The sequence below is a fragment of the Kitasatospora sp. NPDC089797 genome (genome assembly GCF_040684795.1).
Classification (GTDB): domain Bacteria; phylum Actinomycetota; class Actinomycetes; order Streptomycetales; family Streptomycetaceae; genus Kitasatospora.
Genome location: NZ_JBFBGS010000014.1, coordinates 64,325 through 79,635 on the forward strand (window position 1 = coordinate 64,325; position 15,311 = coordinate 79,635).

The 15,311-nt window shown below is 74.7% G+C and carries 13 protein-coding genes; 4 read left to right on the forward strand and 9 right to left on the reverse strand.

Annotated elements, in window-relative coordinates:
- Positions 1 to 43 precede the first annotated feature (43 nt).
- On the forward strand, positions 44 to 1,147 hold the full coding sequence (locus AB0O91_RS13315; RefSeq protein ID WP_363431346.1) for a PIG-L family deacetylase: 1,104 nt from the start codon (positions 44 to 46) through the stop codon (positions 1,145 to 1,147).
- A gap of 36 nt (positions 1,148 to 1,183) precedes the next feature.
- Here the strand turns inward: AB0O91_RS13315 and AB0O91_RS13320 are convergent, their stop codons facing one another.
- Entirely contained in the window at positions 1,184 to 2,350 is a 1,167-nt protein-coding gene (locus AB0O91_RS13320; RefSeq protein ID WP_363431348.1) for a methyltransferase domain-containing protein, read from the reverse strand.
- Between the two features lie 380 nt (positions 2,351 to 2,730).
- On the opposite strand from AB0O91_RS13320, the gene AB0O91_RS13325 reads away from it, so the two are divergent.
- Together AB0O91_RS13325 and AB0O91_RS13330 are read left to right on the forward strand one after the other, a co-directional pair.
- The gene (locus AB0O91_RS13325) at positions 2,731 to 3,030 is read left to right on the forward strand and encodes a DUF6087 family protein (protein WP_363431351.1); all 300 of its coding nucleotides are present in this window, start codon (positions 2,731 to 2,733) and stop codon (positions 3,028 to 3,030) included.
- A 140-nt stretch (positions 3,031 to 3,170) separates the two neighbouring features.
- Complete coding sequence (locus AB0O91_RS13330) at positions 3,171 to 4,739, forward strand: alpha/beta hydrolase (RefSeq protein ID WP_363431354.1); 1,569 nt, start codon at positions 3,171 to 3,173, stop codon at positions 4,737 to 4,739.
- Between the two features lie 111 nt (positions 4,740 to 4,850).
- Here AB0O91_RS13330 and galE read toward each other — a convergent pair whose 3' ends face one another.
- The 5 genes from galE to AB0O91_RS13355 form a co-directional block, all read right to left on the reverse strand.
- Positions 4,851 to 5,867 carry a UDP-glucose 4-epimerase GalE gene (galE, locus tag AB0O91_RS13335; protein WP_363431356.1) on the reverse strand — a complete coding sequence of 339 codons (1,017 nt, stop codon included), beginning with the start codon at positions 5,865 to 5,867 and terminating at the stop codon, positions 4,851 to 4,853.
- Between the two features lie 162 nt (positions 5,868 to 6,029).
- Complete coding sequence (locus tag AB0O91_RS13340; RefSeq protein ID WP_363431359.1) at positions 6,030 to 6,680, reverse strand: hypothetical protein; 651 nt, start codon at positions 6,678 to 6,680, stop codon at positions 6,030 to 6,032.
- Between the two features lie 192 nt (positions 6,681 to 6,872).
- Positions 6,873 to 9,089 carry an RICIN domain-containing protein gene (locus AB0O91_RS13345; protein ID WP_363431361.1) on the reverse strand — a complete coding sequence of 739 codons (2,217 nt, stop codon included), beginning with the start codon at positions 9,087 to 9,089 and terminating at the stop codon, positions 6,873 to 6,875.
- A gap of 249 nt (positions 9,090 to 9,338) precedes the next feature.
- The gene (locus AB0O91_RS13350) at positions 9,339 to 9,770 is read right to left on the reverse strand and encodes a hypothetical protein (RefSeq protein WP_363431363.1); all 432 of its coding nucleotides are present in this window, start codon (positions 9,768 to 9,770) and stop codon (positions 9,339 to 9,341) included.
- Between the two features lie 120 nt (positions 9,771 to 9,890).
- On the reverse strand, positions 9,891 to 10,655 hold the full coding sequence (locus AB0O91_RS13355; protein WP_363431366.1) for a sigma 54 modulation/S30EA ribosomal C-terminal domain-containing protein: 765 nt from the start codon (positions 10,653 to 10,655) through the stop codon (positions 9,891 to 9,893).
- 359 nt (positions 10,656 to 11,014) lie between these two features.
- Between AB0O91_RS13355 and AB0O91_RS13360 the strand changes: the two genes are divergently transcribed.
- The gene (locus AB0O91_RS13360; RefSeq protein WP_363431369.1) at positions 11,015 to 13,651 is read left to right on the forward strand and encodes a cytochrome P450; all 2,637 of its coding nucleotides are present in this window, start codon (positions 11,015 to 11,017) and stop codon (positions 13,649 to 13,651) included.
- An 84-nt stretch (positions 13,652 to 13,735) separates the two neighbouring features.
- On the opposite strand, the gene AB0O91_RS13365 is transcribed toward AB0O91_RS13360, so the two are convergent.
- The 3 genes from AB0O91_RS13365 to AB0O91_RS13375 all read right to left on the reverse strand — a co-directional run bounded on the left by AB0O91_RS13365 (position 13,736) and on the right by AB0O91_RS13375 (position 15,005).
- A complete protein-coding gene (locus AB0O91_RS13365; protein WP_363431372.1) occupies positions 13,736 to 13,903 on the reverse strand; it encodes a DUF6126 family protein in 168 nt (55 codons plus the stop codon).
- Positions 13,904 to 13,991: 88 nt separating this feature from the next.
- Positions 13,992 to 14,336, reverse strand: coding sequence for a metalloregulator ArsR/SmtB family transcription factor (locus AB0O91_RS13370; RefSeq protein ID WP_363431375.1), 345 nt, complete (start codon positions 14,334 to 14,336; stop codon positions 13,992 to 13,994).
- A 213-nt stretch (positions 14,337 to 14,549) separates the two neighbouring features.
- Positions 14,550 to 15,005, reverse strand: coding sequence for a hypothetical protein (locus tag AB0O91_RS13375; protein WP_363431377.1), 456 nt, complete (start codon positions 15,003 to 15,005; stop codon positions 14,550 to 14,552).
- Positions 15,006 to 15,311 lie beyond the last annotated feature (306 nt).

Consider the following 15,311-nt stretch of genomic DNA (forward strand, 5'->3'; position numbering starts at 1 on the left):
CCCGCGCCGCTCCCGGTGGCGCCGCTGTCCAAGGAGCCCGCCCATGGCCGATCGTCACTTCCGCCACCGCCTCGACACCGCCGCCTCCGTCGGCGCCGGTCCCGACGGGCCGGCCCGGTGGGGCCGGCCGGAGGCGTCGATGGCCGACATCGGTGCTGTGGGCCTGTCCCGGCGGCGGGTGCTGACGGCGGGTGCGCTGGCCGGGGCGACGCTCCTGGGCACCGGCCTGTCGGGCGGCAAGGCCTCGGCCGCCTCCAAGCCGGCGATCTTCTACTCACCGCACCAGGACGACGAGGTGCTGGGCCTGGCCGGGTCGATCCTGGAGCACAAGGCGGCCGGACGGCCCGTGTACCTGGTGCTGGTGACACGGGGTGAGAACAACCAGCTGGCGGGGATCATGAACGAGTGGGCGTGGGAGGAGGACAAGGACACCGGGAAGATGAAGAAGGTGGACTACCCGTGCAGGCTGCGCCCCTCGGGCCGGTGCGCGGCCCACGGCCCCCACGGGGTGAACTGGCCGACCGATCCTCCGAGCGCCACCGACAGCGTGATCGTGCCCTCCCGGACCGCGGAGTTCATGGCCGCGGCCGACGTCCTCGGCGTCGACAAGGTGATCAACCTGAAGGTCCCCGACTCCGCGTGGAACGGGGACACCGACTTCAAGAACTTCACCAAGACGGTCAAGTCGAAGATCGCGTCCATCGCGGACCAGTACCCGGGCGCCTCGCACAAGTTCACCGCGGGCTGGTTGGAGGTCAGCGCGACCCACAAGGCGATCTCGGACGCGGCCGTGCAGCTGGCCAAGGAGGGCAAGCTCACCGATGTGCGCTTCAACTTCGTCTACGCCTACGACTACCCGCTCGCCTCCCGCCGCAACGGCGCCGCCTACGTGCTGAACATCCCCTCGGACGACATGGACACCAAGCGCAACGCCATCGCCTGCTACAACAGCTGGCAGCCGTCCAAGAAGCTCTACGCGCTCGGCTACCACAGCGTCCCGGAGAAGCTGGAGAGCGCGGCGGCCGACCCGCACGAGTACGTCTTCGGCATGCCCAACGACGACTACGAGTACGGGGACATCCAGAAGGACCGCAAGAAGCCCGGCGGCGGGAAGTACAGCGGCGAGCCGCAGTGGGGGTGGTCCTGACGGACCGCGCGGCCGGGTCCGCCCGTCGGGCCCCGGTCAGGCCCCGGGCGGTGCCGGCCGTGCGATGGGCCGGGGCGGCCCGTCCGGGCCGCCCTGCCACGCCCACTGGGCGTCGGGGGTGACGGTGATGCCGTAGTCGTAGCGGTCCGGGCGGCCGAGCTCCTCCCATTCGTCCCAGGCCCTGGTGAGCTCGTCGCCGATGCGCCGCGGCCCGCCCTGGTAGAGCCCCGCGGTGCCGTCGCCGCGCGCGGTCAGCGCCGCCCACGACCGGTCGCCGTCGTGGACCCAGGCGTTGACGCCGTCCTCGTCCCGGCCGGTGAGCAGCACCGCGTCGGGCACCGCGACCCGCAGGGCGAAGCGCAGGTCCCAGTCGCCCTCCAGCGGGGCCGGATCGCGGGTCAGCAGCCGCTCGGTGTCGGGTTCGGCGTCGCCGCGCACCGCGCGGTAGGCGGCGTAGCCGGTGGACGCCTGCGCCGGGCCGCACCGGTCGGCCATGAACTGGGCGAGGCCCTGCACCCAGCCGGTCGCGCTCCTGCCGTCGTCGGCCACGGTCAGCGCGACGTGCCCGAGCCGGCCCCAGGGGTAGACGATCCGGCCGCCCGGCCGTACCGCCTCCACCCACGCCCACGGGACGGCCTCCACCGCGTAGGTCGCGTGGAGGCGGTCGACCTGCCCGCCGCCGGGCACCCCGCCGCCGCTCGCGTTGCCGGTCACCACCTCGACGTCCAGCCCGGCCGCCGCCAGGCGCCCGCGGGCGGCGGCGGCCAGGCCCGGGTCCACCTCCGTGGACACCACCCGGCCCGCTCCGGTGCGCCGGGCGGCCAGCGCCGCCGTCCACCCCTGCCCGGTACCCACGTCCCACACCCGGTGCCCGGGTTCCAGCCGCAGGCCGTCCAGCATGTCCGCCACCACGGCGGGCGCGGACAGCGACGAGGACGGCAGACCGTCGCGCACCTGGGTGACGGCCGCGGTGTGGACCACGCCGAACAACTCGCCTGCCCAGCCCTCGGGATCGACCGCCCGGTCCACCGGCAGGTAGGCACGGCCGTCCCACCGCCACAACCGCTCCGGCGCGAACGCGTCGCGCGGCACCGCCGCGAAGGCCTCCCGCACCCACGGCGCCCCGGCCGGCCAGGCCTGCTCCGCCGCCATCGCCCGGTCCAGGGCCGCCCGGTACCCCGCGAGGTCGTCAGCGCTCGTCACCGCGGCTACTTCCGCCGGGTGCCGGTGGGCGGCGGCGGAGGCGGGACCTGCCCGTCGCCGTTGCCGGGCGGCGGCGTTCCCGCCCCGGGGTCAGGGGCCGGCTTCTCGTGCTTCCCCATGCTGCCGCCCTCTCGGTCGCGTCCGGGACACCGTCGGCCGCCCATCCTCGCCCGTCCCGCCGGCCGCCGGTAGACGGCGTGCGGCAGCTCCCGGGAGGCGCGGGCCGGGGGGACCGCGCCGCGGGGCCGGTTCGCCCCGGGGCCCGGACCTGGGCGCCCCGACCCGCGGGGCCGTCCGCGATCGGCCGGACACGCCCGCCGGCGGCGCTCGGGATCGCCTAACCTCTCACCAGACCTTCGTCTCGCGAGAGGACACAGCGGGTGTTCGGACCTGACGATGAGTCGGTGGCCGCCTGGTACACCGACCGGGCCGGCCTGGCGCCGCCGGCCGGTACCCGGGACGCCCTCGCACTCGACCCCGACGCCGAACGGGACGGCCTCTTCCGGGACTTCGGCCGCCTGGTGGTCGAATGGGACGGTGCCGTCCGGCAGCCCGTCGCCGTGACCGAGAGCTACGCCGACGCGTACGCACTGATCGTCGAGGGCGGCGCACCCGTCTTTCCCCAGGCCGACACCCCGGTTCCCCTGCTGAGGAGGGGTACCGGACGCCACCGCAAGTAGCGCCCGCTGCGGCGTCGACCCCGGGACGGGGCAGTCCTCACAGGCGGAGCGACCAGTCAACGCCCGGGCCCCGTCAGCCGGTTGGGAGCGCCTCCCGCACGGCTCGGCCGGGCCCGGCACACTGCAGGAGGAGAACGCGCATGCATCGACGGAGGACGACCGCGGCCGCCGTGGTCCTGGTGGGCACCGCTCTGATCGGTTGCCATCCGTCCGTCCAGGCGGCGGACCGGACGGACGCGGGCGGTCACGACCCCCTCGCCCGGTTCCAGCGGCAGACGATCACCTGGCACGGCTGCCGGACCGGACCGGACGACACGGCCGGCCAGGAACTCGACGACGCGAAGGCCCAATGCGCCGACGTCACCGTGCCGTTGGACTACCGACACCCCGACGGGCGGACGGTGAAGGTCGCGATGTCCCGGCTCAAGGCCACCGATCCGGCACACCGACGGGGAACGCTCCTGTGGAACCCCGGCGGCCCCGGAGTCCCCGCGATGAACCTCGTCCTGATGGTCAAGAAGGCCGAGCCCGCCGTCGCCGCCCGCTACGACCTGATCGGGATGGACCCCCGGTTCGTCGGGCGCAGCACCCCCCTGAACTGCGCCTGGCCCACGACCGGCATCGGCTCCGCCGGGTCCGACCGGAGCACCTTCGACCGGAGCGTGGCGCTGGCCCGGGACCTGGCGTCGCGCTGCGCCGGCCACCGGGACGTGCTGCCCTTCGCGTCCACCCGGAACACGGCACGGGACATGGACGTGATCAGGGCCGCCCTCGGCGAGTCGAAACTGTCCTACCTCGGCTCGTCGTACGGCACGTACCTGGGCGAGGTCTACCTCCAGCTGTTCCCCCGCCGCACCGACCGGGTCGTCCTCGACAGCGCCCTGAACCCCGAGCTCTACGGCCCGGACCTGACGAGCTCCCAGGGACCGGCCGTGACGGCGGTGCTGGAGAACTGGGCGGCGTGGGCGGCCCGGCACCAGGACGCCTATCACCTGGGTGGCACCACCGCCGAGGTCCTGGCCACGGTGGAACGGATCAGGAGTACCGCCGACCGCGGCCCGCTCCAGGTGGGCAGCCACCGGGTCGACAGCCGGGTGCTGCCCCAACTCCTGTGGAACGTCACCGCCGGGGACAGTGACGAGCTGTACGCGGCCTACGCGGCCGACGTCCGGGACCTCGGCGACGCCGCCCGTGGGGTCGAGGTCATACCCAATGAGCGCCTGGAGGGTGTCCTGGCCGGTCTGTCCGCTCCGGATGCGGACGGTTCGGCCAGTGTCGCGACGGCGATCCAGTGTGCGGACCGGGCCGCCTCGTCCGCCGACCCCGAGTTCTACTACCGGGACATCCAGGCCCACCGCGCCGACGAACCGCTGTTCGGCTCGCTGACCCGCAACATCACCCCCTGCTCCTTCTGGCCGACCGCCCCGGCGGAACCGGCCACGAAGGTCCACAACGACGTCCCGGTCCTGATGGTGGGTGCGACCGGCGACCCGGCGGCGGTCTACCCGGGCCAGCAGGTCGCCCACCGGGCCCTGACCGGCTCCCGCCTGGTCACCCTGCGCGGGGCCTTCCGCCACACCGTCTACGCGGGTCTCTTCGCCCCGCAGAACAGCTGCATCGACGACACCGTCAACCGCTACCTGATCGACGGCACCCTGCCCGACAAGGACACCACCTGCCCGAACACCCCGCTACCGGCCGGGGACTGACGTCGCCCCCTCGTCTCCCCGTGGGATCTCACGCTGCCCGGCAGGGGCGAACGGCGGCGAGGCGGCACGAGCCGGGCCGCCGGGCTCCACGCCCGGCGGCCCGGGCGGTGCCTAGCCGTTCGCCAGGTGGGCGGTCCACTTGGCGCGCCAGGCGAGCGCGTCGGCGACGCCCTCGGCGAGGGTGCGCTTCGGCGTCCAGCCGAGCAGTTCCCGGGCGGTGTCCACGGCGGCGTAGCAGCCGATCACGTCGCCCGGGCGCGGGCCGGCCTCGCGGACGTCCAACCGGGCGCCGGCGGCCTGCTCGAAGGCGGTGACCAGTTCCCGCACGGTGGTGCCCTCGCCGGTGCCGACGTTGATCGCCCGGTAGCGGTCGGCGGCGTCGGGGGCGATCACCTCGTCGAACCGGAGCAGCGCCGCGACGTGCGCCTCGGCGAGGTCCTGGACGTGGATGTAGTCGCGGATGCCGGAGCCGTCCCGGGTCGCCCAGTCGACGCCCGTGACGGTGAAGGGGGTGCCGGTGGTGTGCGCCTCGATCAGCTTGCCCAGGGCGTGGCTGGGGTTGAGGTTCTGCAGCCCGGTGCGCAGCCGGGAGTCGGCGCCGATCGGGTTGAAGTAGCGCAGCGAGACGACCCGTTGCCGCTCGGCGCCCTCGCCGCGGGTCCAGTCCTGGAGCACCTGCTCCATCATCAGCTTGGTGCGCGCGTAGGGGCTGTTCGCCTCGACCGCGGAGTCCTCGTCGACCCGGCCGTCCGGGGTGGGCGCGTAGATCGAGGCGGAGCTGCTGAACACCACCCGGGTGCAGCCGTGGCGCTGCAGGGCGTCGAGCAGTTCGACGGTCTTGGCGACGTTCTCCCGGTAGTAGAACAGCGGCTTGGCCACCGACTCCGGGACGACGATCCTCGCCGCGCAGTGCACGGTGGCGTCGATGTCCGGGTGCTCGGTGAAGATCCGCTCCAGCAGGGCGGCGTCGGCGATGTCACCCCCGTAGAAGACCCGGTTCTCCACGAACTCGGCACGGCCCTTGGACAGGTCGTCCAGGACGACCGGGGTGATGCCCCGGTCGAGCAGGGCTGAGGCCACCGTGCTGCCGATGAAGCCGGCACCGCCGGTGATCAGGACCTTCCTCATGCGCGGTTGCTCCCTCGCGTTCGGCCGGACGTCCGGTGACGCCCGGTGACCGGTGGGACGTGATCCGTACGCCATCGGTTCCCGGACGGCGGTGCGGCGTCGATCACTCGGGGCGCCGGGCGGCGGCCGACGGCACCCCGCCGTGGGTGTGCCTGCGGCCCGTCAGGGGCGGGCGCGGGCGCGCAGCCAGAAGCCGGTGGCGACCAGCAGCACGGCCGCGGCGGCGGTGCCGATGGCGGCCCAGGTGGTGGCGTCGTCGGTGGTCTCGTGGACGGGCCCGGCGGTGGTCGCCGCCACGGCCACCACCGGCGGGGCGGTCGGGGCCCCCGAGGGAGCGGCCGCCGGGGCGGGTGCGGACGTGGTCATCCCGGGGGACGCGGGCGCGGGCGTCCCCGGGGACGCGGGCGCGTCCAGGGGCGCCGGGTCGCTGATCGCCGCCGCCTCGACGTCGAGTTCGCGCTCACCGTGGCCCAGCGAGGGGAAGGCGCAGTCGACGGAGATCTTCCAGTGCCCGGCGGGCAGCAGTTCGCGGGTGGTGTACGTCCCCGGTCGGTCCGGCACCGCGACCAGCCGCCAGGGGCCGACCGTCCGGCCGTCGGCGGCGGTCGCGGAGAGCGTGCCGGCGAAGTCCTCGGTGACCGGGTCGTGGTCGTTCTCCCAGGTCGCGACGGTGCTGACCCGGCCGTTCTGCTGGCCGGCGACGTCCAGGTGGACGGTGTCCCCGTGGGCGGCGGCGGGTGCGGCGGCGGGCAGGACGGCCGCGGCGGCGAGAGCGAGGGAGGCGAGCAGCGGGCGGCGGGTGCGGATTCGCATGTCGGGCGTTCCTCGGGGCGGGGGTGAGGGTGGGGGTGGGGGTGGGGGTGCGGGGAGCGGTGGTGCCGGGTGCGGCCGCCACCGGCCGTCACCGGCCGTCACCGGCCGACGAGGGCCGGTGACGGGCTCCGGGGTTCGGGCTCCGGATTCGGGCTCCGGATTCGGGCTCGTGTGTCGGGCTCGTGCGTCGGGCTACGGGCTCTTCAGCAGCGACCAGTCCTGGTACGGCCGGCCGTTCGGCTGCTGCAGCTCCAGCAGCCAACCACCGTAGTACCAACGGTCGCTGAGCCCGAGCACCAGCGCAGAACCGTCTGCCGTGAGGGTGAACCCACCGTCGGCCGCGGTGAGTTGCCACCGCTGCGCGGAGGCGTCGGAGCACGGCTGCTGGGCCACGTACTGTCCGGCGACCGGGGTGCCGCCGAGTTGGAGGCACTTGCCGGAGCGGGCGGACTTGATCCGGACGGCATCGTGTCCGGCGTCCTCGAAGAGCCACTTCTGGTTGGCGTAGCCGGTGCGCTGGTAGCCGATCGCCACGGTGCCGTCGTTCGTCGAGCTGCCCCACAGGTCGGCGGCCTGGCCGGTGAGACCGTTGACCATGGTGTAGCGGGTGCCGGGCTGCGGGCGGCCGGCCTCGGCGAGGGTGCGGAAGCTCGCCGTCCGGCCGGGCCGGCCGACCGTTCCGGCGGCGTCGCGGGCGGCGATCGCCACGGTGTAGCCGGTGCCGGGGGCCAGTCGGACGATGCCGACCACGGTCGAGTGGACGGTACCGACGGCCCGGCCGTCCAGCAGGACGTCGTAGCCGGCGGCGGACGGGACGGGCCGCCAGCTCAGCACCGCTGAACTCTGGGTGATCTGACCGACCGTCGGCTCCGGGCCGGTGTCGCCCGTGGTCGGGGTCGCGGTCGGCGACGGGGACCGGGTCGGCGAGGCAGTGGGGCCGCCGGTGGGCGTCGGGGACGGCGAGGGCGTGCGGGTGGGCGTGCCCGTGCCCGTCGGACCGCCGCTCGGGGTCGGGGTGGGCGTGGGGGTCGGTCCGCCGCCGTTGCCGTTGCCGCCGCCGTTGCCCGCGATGAGGAAGCGGTTGTCCGCGACGTTCCAGTGGGTGGCCAGGTAACTTCCCGGCGCCGGGGCGGTGTTGTAGTAGTCGTCGTGGCTGCAGTCCAGCCGGTCGTCATGCGCGCGGTCCGGGCAGACGACCCGCATCTTGGGGTAGTAGGGGGCGTCCGAGTAGCACATCAGGTCCCAGGTGTCCGTACAGTGGCCGCCCTTGCTGGAGTTGGGCGCGCTGTTGTTCACCGCGCCCAGGTTGTGGCCGATTTCGTGCGCGGCGGTGTGCCCGCCCCAGCAGCCGGAGTCGGTCCGGCCGTACGAGGGGCCGAAGTTGCTCAGGTTGTCCTGGCCGGAGCGCTCGTCGCCGGCGAAGGTGCCGATGCCGCAGTAGACCTTGGCGTCGGTGAACATCATGTACTTGCGGTCCTTGCGGTCGAACCCCTGCGCCGCCAGGGCGCGGTTGCTCGCGTTGAAGTCCTGGATCTCCGCGTCGGATATCTGCACGTTCAACACCGAGGCGGTGCAGTCGGGTTCGGTGACGAAGCGGACGTGCCGCACCCCGCCGGTCTCGGCGGCGCTGGCGTTGTAGATGACGTCGACGTCGGCGGCCCACTTCTTGAACGAGGACAGGTACTGGGCGAAGCGGTCACTGCCCGGGGCGTGCACGTACACCACCTGGACGCGGTTGCCGCTGCTGCCGTCGCCCTCGCAGACCAGGCCCGCTCCGGCCGCCGGAGCGGCGGCGTCCTGCGGAGCGGCGCCGTTCTGGGGAGTGGCGGCCGTCCCGGCGTCGCCGAGCAGTGCCTTCTGCGCGGCGTCCAGAACGAGCACTCCGCCCTTCAACAGGTCGGCCGCCGCCGGAGGTCGGGCACCGGTGGGCGGGGTGAGCGCGGGCGCCGGCGCGGCCGGCGCGGCGACCGGCGGGACGTCCTTGCGGATGTCCACCTCCTTGGGCGGCGCGTCCGGACCGTGGCTGCACTGCGCGCTGCCGGTGACCTCCAGCATGGTGCCGCAGCGGTCGCTGGTCGGCAGGTTCAGCCCCGCGTAGACCAGGCCGCGGTCGGGCTGGTCCTTGGGCATCTCCTTGGGCCGTGCGGCCTTCTCGTCCCGCTTCGGGGCGGGCGCCCTGGTGGCCCCCTCGGCGGTGCCGGTCTCCCCCGGCCCACCGTCGTCCGCGACCGCGTCGGCCGGCGCGTCCACCGCCACGAGGCTGCGGTGCGCCGCCCCCGGCTCCAGCGCGGCGCGCAGGCCGAGGGTGCCCGCGACCAGTCCGGCCGCCACCGCCACGGCGACCAGGGCACTCCTGCGGGTGAGCCTGCGGCGCCTGCGCCGACGGAGCTCGCTGCTCCGGTGTCCCATCGCGTTCCTTTCCTCGTGCGACGGTCCGCGCCCGGTGGTGCGGGGCTCGGACCTTCTGACACAGGGGAGAGCGGGCGCGGCCGCCGGGAATAACAGAAACCTCTTGCGAAATTCCCGGATGCGTTCGGAACGGCTGAACGGCGGGCGGTACGACAGGGCGCACGGACGGAGCAGCAGCACGGACCCAGCCGAGGAAAGAAGGCTCCGTGGAGTCGATATGACGATCCGTCAGTCCATACGGCGAAGGCCTCAGGCCGCGACCGCGAGCCCACCCCGGCCGCGACCACCGCTCCCGCCGCGACCGCCGTGCAACCGGGCCAGCCCGGCGGCGAGCACCGCCCGCTCCCCGGTGAGCCACAACCGCAGCGCGGCGGAGAGCGCGGCACTGGCCGGTCCCGCCGACGGGCCGCCGGTGAGCACCAGCCGCTCGCCCAGCAGCGGCAGCAGGTCGGCGACCGGGGCGGGCAGCCAGAGGGTGAGCGCGCAGGGGGCCGGTCTGGCCAGCACCCGCAGCAGCGGCAGCACCGACCCGTCGTCGTACAGCGCCGGGATGACCTCCAGCAGTCCGTCGACCGCGACCCCGGAGACGTCTCCGCCGTGGCCGCGCGCGAGGTCCCGCAGCAGCGCCCGTTCGACGGCCGTGATCCGGACGGTCAGCATGACCTCGTCGTCGCAGTCCATGGTCCCGGTCTCCTGTCGTGGAGTTGGTGGAGTCTGGAGGTGGTGGAGCCCTGGTGGGGAGGCCCTGCCGGTGGAGCCCCGGTGAGGAGGCCCCGCGCGGTCCCGTCGCCCCCTCGCGGATCAGTTGCGTGCCGAGGGGACTCCTGCCCCGCAACGGCCGTCCGCTACCGGCGTTATCAGGCCGTAGTGGCCGTCGTACCGGCGGTAGAGCACCCGGGCCCGGCCGCCCTCGGGGTCCGCGTGGCAGACGAACGGGTGCCCGGTGATCCAGAGCCGGCGCGCCGCCTCGGCCAGGTCGAACGCGGGAAGCACGTCGCCGTCGGCGGGCCGCAGCGCCACCGCGCCGCTCAGCGGGCAGCGGTGCACCAGGCTGTCGCGTCCCGTCCGGGTGTCCAGGAACAGGTGGAAGCGCCGGTCCAGGGCGAGCAGCTCGTGGGCGGCCTGTTCGGGGGTGCGCCGGGCGAGCACCACCTCCTTGAGCCGGGCGATCCGACGCAGGGCCAGCGGCCGGTCGGCGTACTGGGGGCGGTAGGCGCTCTCGTGGACGGCGGCGAGCCCGATGTCGCCCTGCTCGCGCAGCCGCACCGCCCGGCCCGCGAGGGTGCCGAGCACCAGGTCGACGGCCTCCCCGACCGCGCCGGTGGCCAACTGCACCCGGAGCGGGCCGAGGCCGTCGAGCCGGACGTCCGCCTGGGCGAGCGCGGGCCGGGTGACGGAGCGTTCGCGCACCCGGGTCAGCCGCAGCCGCAGTCCGTGGGCGTCGGGGCCGAGGATCGCCGCGGTCTCCTGCGCCCGGGCCCGGGCGTACTCGGCGTCCTCGCGCGGCAGCTCGCCGCGGATCTCCACCCGGACGTCGAGGGCGGGCCGGTGGCGCAGACGGGTCATCACGTTCCTCCTTCTCCGGCCACCATGCTGGCCTTCGCACGGCCGTGCGGCGAGGGTCCAAAGACCCTGCCGCCCATGCCCCGTGCGGATGACCCCAGAAGGCCCGTCCGCACAGGTCAGCGCGGCCCTGCCGACCGACGTCGCCGAGCGCGCGGGCGGACTCCCCGGTGCTCGGCCGTTCGAGTGATCCGGGCGCGTTCGGCGCAACGCCCGCCGGACCGGCGCGTTTCCCATGGCGTGCGCCCTCTGCCCCTGGCGCACGCGGGGTCCGCGCTCGTCGACCCCCCGCCTCCCGGCCGGCCCGCCGGTGCCTTCCCCCGGTACCGCCCGCACCGGCCCCTCTGGTGAGAGGAAGTGTCATGCCCCTGCCGACCCACACCCTGCTGGCAGAGACACGGAAACGGATCGTCCCCCCGAGAACCGCGCCACCCCCCGTACCCACCACCCGTGCGGCCGTCCCCCCGCTCGCCCCCGGCGCCCTGCCCGGCCTCGGCCACGCCGCCGCCCTGCTGCGCGACCCGCTCGGCTTCCTCGGCTCACTGGCCCGCCACGGCGGAGTGGTCCGCATCCGGCTCGGACCGCGCACCGTCTGCGTGGTGACCGACGCCCGGCTCGTCCACACGCTGCTCGTCGCACTCGCCCGCGACTGCCCGCGCGGCGCCGTCCAGGACACCCTGAAGACCGCCTTCGGCGATGGCCTGCTGATGTCCGAGGGGCAGGCACACCGCGACCGCCGCCGGATCATCCAGCCCGCCTTCGGGCCGGACCGGATGGCCGGCTACCTGGCCGTGATGCACCAGGTGACCGAGGAACGCGCGGGCCGCTGGCGGCCCGGCCAAGTCCTCGACGTGGCCAAGGAGATGAACCACCTGGCCCTGGAGATCGTCACCCGTTCGCTGTTCGGCGCCCGGCTCAGCGAGGACGCCACGCTCGCCTTCCACCGGGCCCTGCCGGACCTGGTGAAGGGCCAGATCGTCCAGTCGCTGTACCCCCACCCGGCCCTGGCCCGGCTGCCGCTGCCGGTCAACCGGCGCTTCGACGCCGCCGTGCGGGTGCTCAACCGGGTCGTCGACCAGGCCGTCAACGGCCGCCCCGGAACGGCCCGCCCGGACGGCTGCGGCGGCACCCTGCCCGCCCTGCTGCGCGCCGCGACGGACCCCGCCACCGGCCGCCCGCTCACCGAGGCCGACGTCCGCTCCGAGGCGATCACCATGTTCGGCGCCGGCACCGAGACCGTCTCCACCACGCTCACCTGGCTGCTGGACGAACTCCTGCGCCACCCCGAGGTGGAGGCCCGCGTGCTCGCCGAACTGGACGAGCACCTGCCCGCCGGCACCACCCCCACCCCGGAGGCCCTCGGCCGGCTCGGCTACACCCGCAGCGTCACCCAGGAGGTGGTGCGGCTGCACGCGCCCAACGCCTTCCTGATGCGCACCGCCCGGGTGCCGGTGGACCTCGGCCCGTACCGGATCCCGGCCGGCACCGAGCTGCTGTACAGCCTCACCGCGCTGCACCGCGACCCGGTGCGCTACCAGGACCCGCTGAGCTTCCGGCCCGAGCGCTGGCAGGACGGCGGCGGGCTGGGACGGCCCTCCTTCCTGCCCTTCGGGGCGGGCAAGCACAAGTGCATCGGCGAGGCCTTCGCCTGGGCCGAACTGACCGTCGCGGCGGCCGCGATCCTGCGCCGCTGGCGGCCGGTGGCGGTACCGGGCTCGCGGGCCCGGGAAGTGGTGTGGACGACGGTCCAGGCGCACGGCCTGCGGGTCCGGCTGGCCCCCCGCGCCGACGGCGCCCCGGCGGCACCGGACCGCGCTGCGGTCCCCGGAGGCGTGGCGGTACCGGGAGGCGTGGCCGTACCGGGAGCGGTCGGCGAGCGGGCGCCGTCGGCCGCACCGGGAACGGTCGGCGGACAGGCGTCGGCGGCCGCACCGGGAGCCGCCGCCGCACCGGAACCCCCTGCTGCGCGAAGGGCCTCAGCGGTGAGGACGTTCGCGTCGGCCCGACTGCGCCCGACGGGCTGTCCGTTCACCGGGAGCGCCGACGGCCCGCACGCCCCCGCCGGCGTAACGCCCCCGCAGCCGCGCCCGCCCGCCGAGCTGCGCGCCGCCGCCGACCGGCACGCCGACTGGGCCGTCCGGCACGGTCTGCTCGCCCCCACCGAGCTGCCCGGCTACCGGGCCTACGCCCTGCACGAGTTGATCGGCCACGCCTTCCCGCGCGTCCGGGGCGCCGAACTGGACCTGCTGGTGGACGTCCTGGGCTGGTTCACCGTCCTGGACGACCACTTCGACGGCCCACCGGGACGCCGCCCCGCGGAGGCCCACGCGCTGGTCGACCCCCTGATCTCGGCCCTCGACGACGGACCCCGCCCGACCACGCCGGACGGCCGACTCCTCACCGCCTGGCGGGAGCTCTGGGACCGCCAGAGCGCCTCGGCCTCCCCCGCCTGGCGCGCCCGGGCCGCCCAGGAGTGGCGGTCCTGCCTGGCCACCTTCCCGGCCGAGGCCGAGCACCGCGCCCGCGGCACCGTCCCCGCCCTGGGCCTCGGCCTCGCGGAGACCATGCGGCTGCGCCGCCACGGCAGTTGTCTCTACCCGTTCATGAACATACTGGAACGGGTCCACGGCGCCGACGCCCCCGCCACCCTGCACGCCGAGCCCGCACTGCACCGCCTGCGGGCCGACACCGCCGACGCCGCCACCCTGATCAACGACCTCTACTCGCTGGAGCGGGAGGAGCGGCAGAGCGCGGCCGCCTTCAACACCGTCCTCACCCTGCAACGGATCCGCGGCTGCACCCGCAGCCGGGCCGTCCGCGCGGTGCGCGCGCGGGTCGCCCACCTGCGCCGGGAGAGCGAGGAGCTGCGCCGCGAGTTGGGCCGCCGGCACCCGGCGGGACGCTGGTACCTGGACGGCACCCGGGAACTGCTCGCCGGCGTCCAGGCCTGGACCAGCACCAGCGACCGCTACCAGGTGCCCGACGTGCGGGTCCGCTGACCTCCCGGCGGGCGGGTCCGCCTGGCTCCCGGTGAGTCGGTCCGCCGGACTCCCGGTAAGTGGGCCCACCGGGCTCCCGCCGCGCTACTTGCGGTCGCCGAGCGCGAACAGCAGCAGCACGAAGCCCGCGAACAGGTGGGTGGCGAAGATGTAGATGCCCGCCCGGATCAGCATCGCCTTGCGGCGGCGCTTCTCCTCGCTCGTGCTGTCGCCGTTCACCGGGCGGTCGGGGCGGTCGGCGTGGTCGGTCATGCTGGTGTTCTCCTCGGGTCGGACGCTGCGGGCCCCGGGCTCGGCGATGGGCTCGACCATCGGCCCGGCCACGGACGCCGCCGCGGGCTCAGCGGGGCGACCGGCCGCCGGCGGCCCGCAACTCGGTGAGCAGCGAGCCCTGGTCGGTGATCAGCTCGGTCAGGATCCGGCGCGCCGCACGCAGCAGTTCGGCGACGTCCGGGGTGCTGAGCGCGTACACCACGGTGTTGCCCTCGCGGGTCGCCGTGACCAGCTGGGTGCGGCGCAGCACCGCGAGCTGCTGGGAGAGGTTGGACGGTTCGACCTCGATCTCCGCCAGCAGCTCGCGCACCGGCCGGGGGCCGTCCTGGAGCAGTTCCAGGACGCGGATCCGGACCGGGTGGCCGAGGGTGCGGAAGAACTCCGCCTTCGCCTGGTACAGCGGGACCGGCATCGCCCGTCGTCTCCCTCGGATCCGGCTCGGTGGTCGTCCGGCCCGGCGGGGTCCACGCCGCGGCCGCTAGGCATCATCGCGACAGATGAAGATTTCTTCAAGTCGTCACAGCGAAAGGTGACCACGCCCACACCCGCGCCTGGATCAGGACAGCCGAGGGCCGAGCCCGGGACGCTGCCAACTCCCGGGCTCGGCAGTCTGGGTGACGAGCCGTCAGCAGCTTACAGGCACATCCACGGTGACCGGGGCCGGTCCCCACAACCTCCCCTCCACCGCGAAGGAGGCGTGCACGACCGACCCGCACGGCGCCGTGGTGCTGATCCCGTCCACCCGGACGGTGCTGACCGTGAACACGGCCCGCCCGGTCGCCGCGCCGAGCGGGCCGATGCCGACCACGTCGGCCGACAGCCGGGTGATCAGCTCCTTCGGCGCCGGCGGCCACGACGTTCCCGGCGACGGCGGGCCGGCCAGACCGATCTGGCCGTACAGCACGACGCCGTCGCCGGTGACGTCGGCGCAGACCCGGGTGGACAGCCCGGCCTGGAGGCCGGACCACCCGCAGGTGGTGACCGTGGCGGCTTCCGGTGCGGCGGCGAGCGCCGGGACGGGGGCGGAGAGCAGGGCGACGGCGCCGGCCGCGCCCGCCGCGAGACGGGTGATGCGGTTCATGGCTCCTCCTTCGGAGGGTGTGAGGAATGAACTCGTGGGACGGGAATCGATTAGTGTGTCATTGCACATATGACATTTCATACGTGCGATGACGACTACCCTGCCATGCGATTCCATCGCCAGAGCCGCCTTTTCCCTTCGATGTACCGCCTAGGCCGAAAGCAGGCCTACGATGGCGCGTTCCTGTCCGAGCGGGCGAACCGCCGCGCCCACCCGGACGTCACCCCGCTGAACCCGGGGTGAACCACCGCCCCCACACCGCCCCCACTCCGCCCCCACCCCGGGCTGAGCCGGACGGGTGGCGTC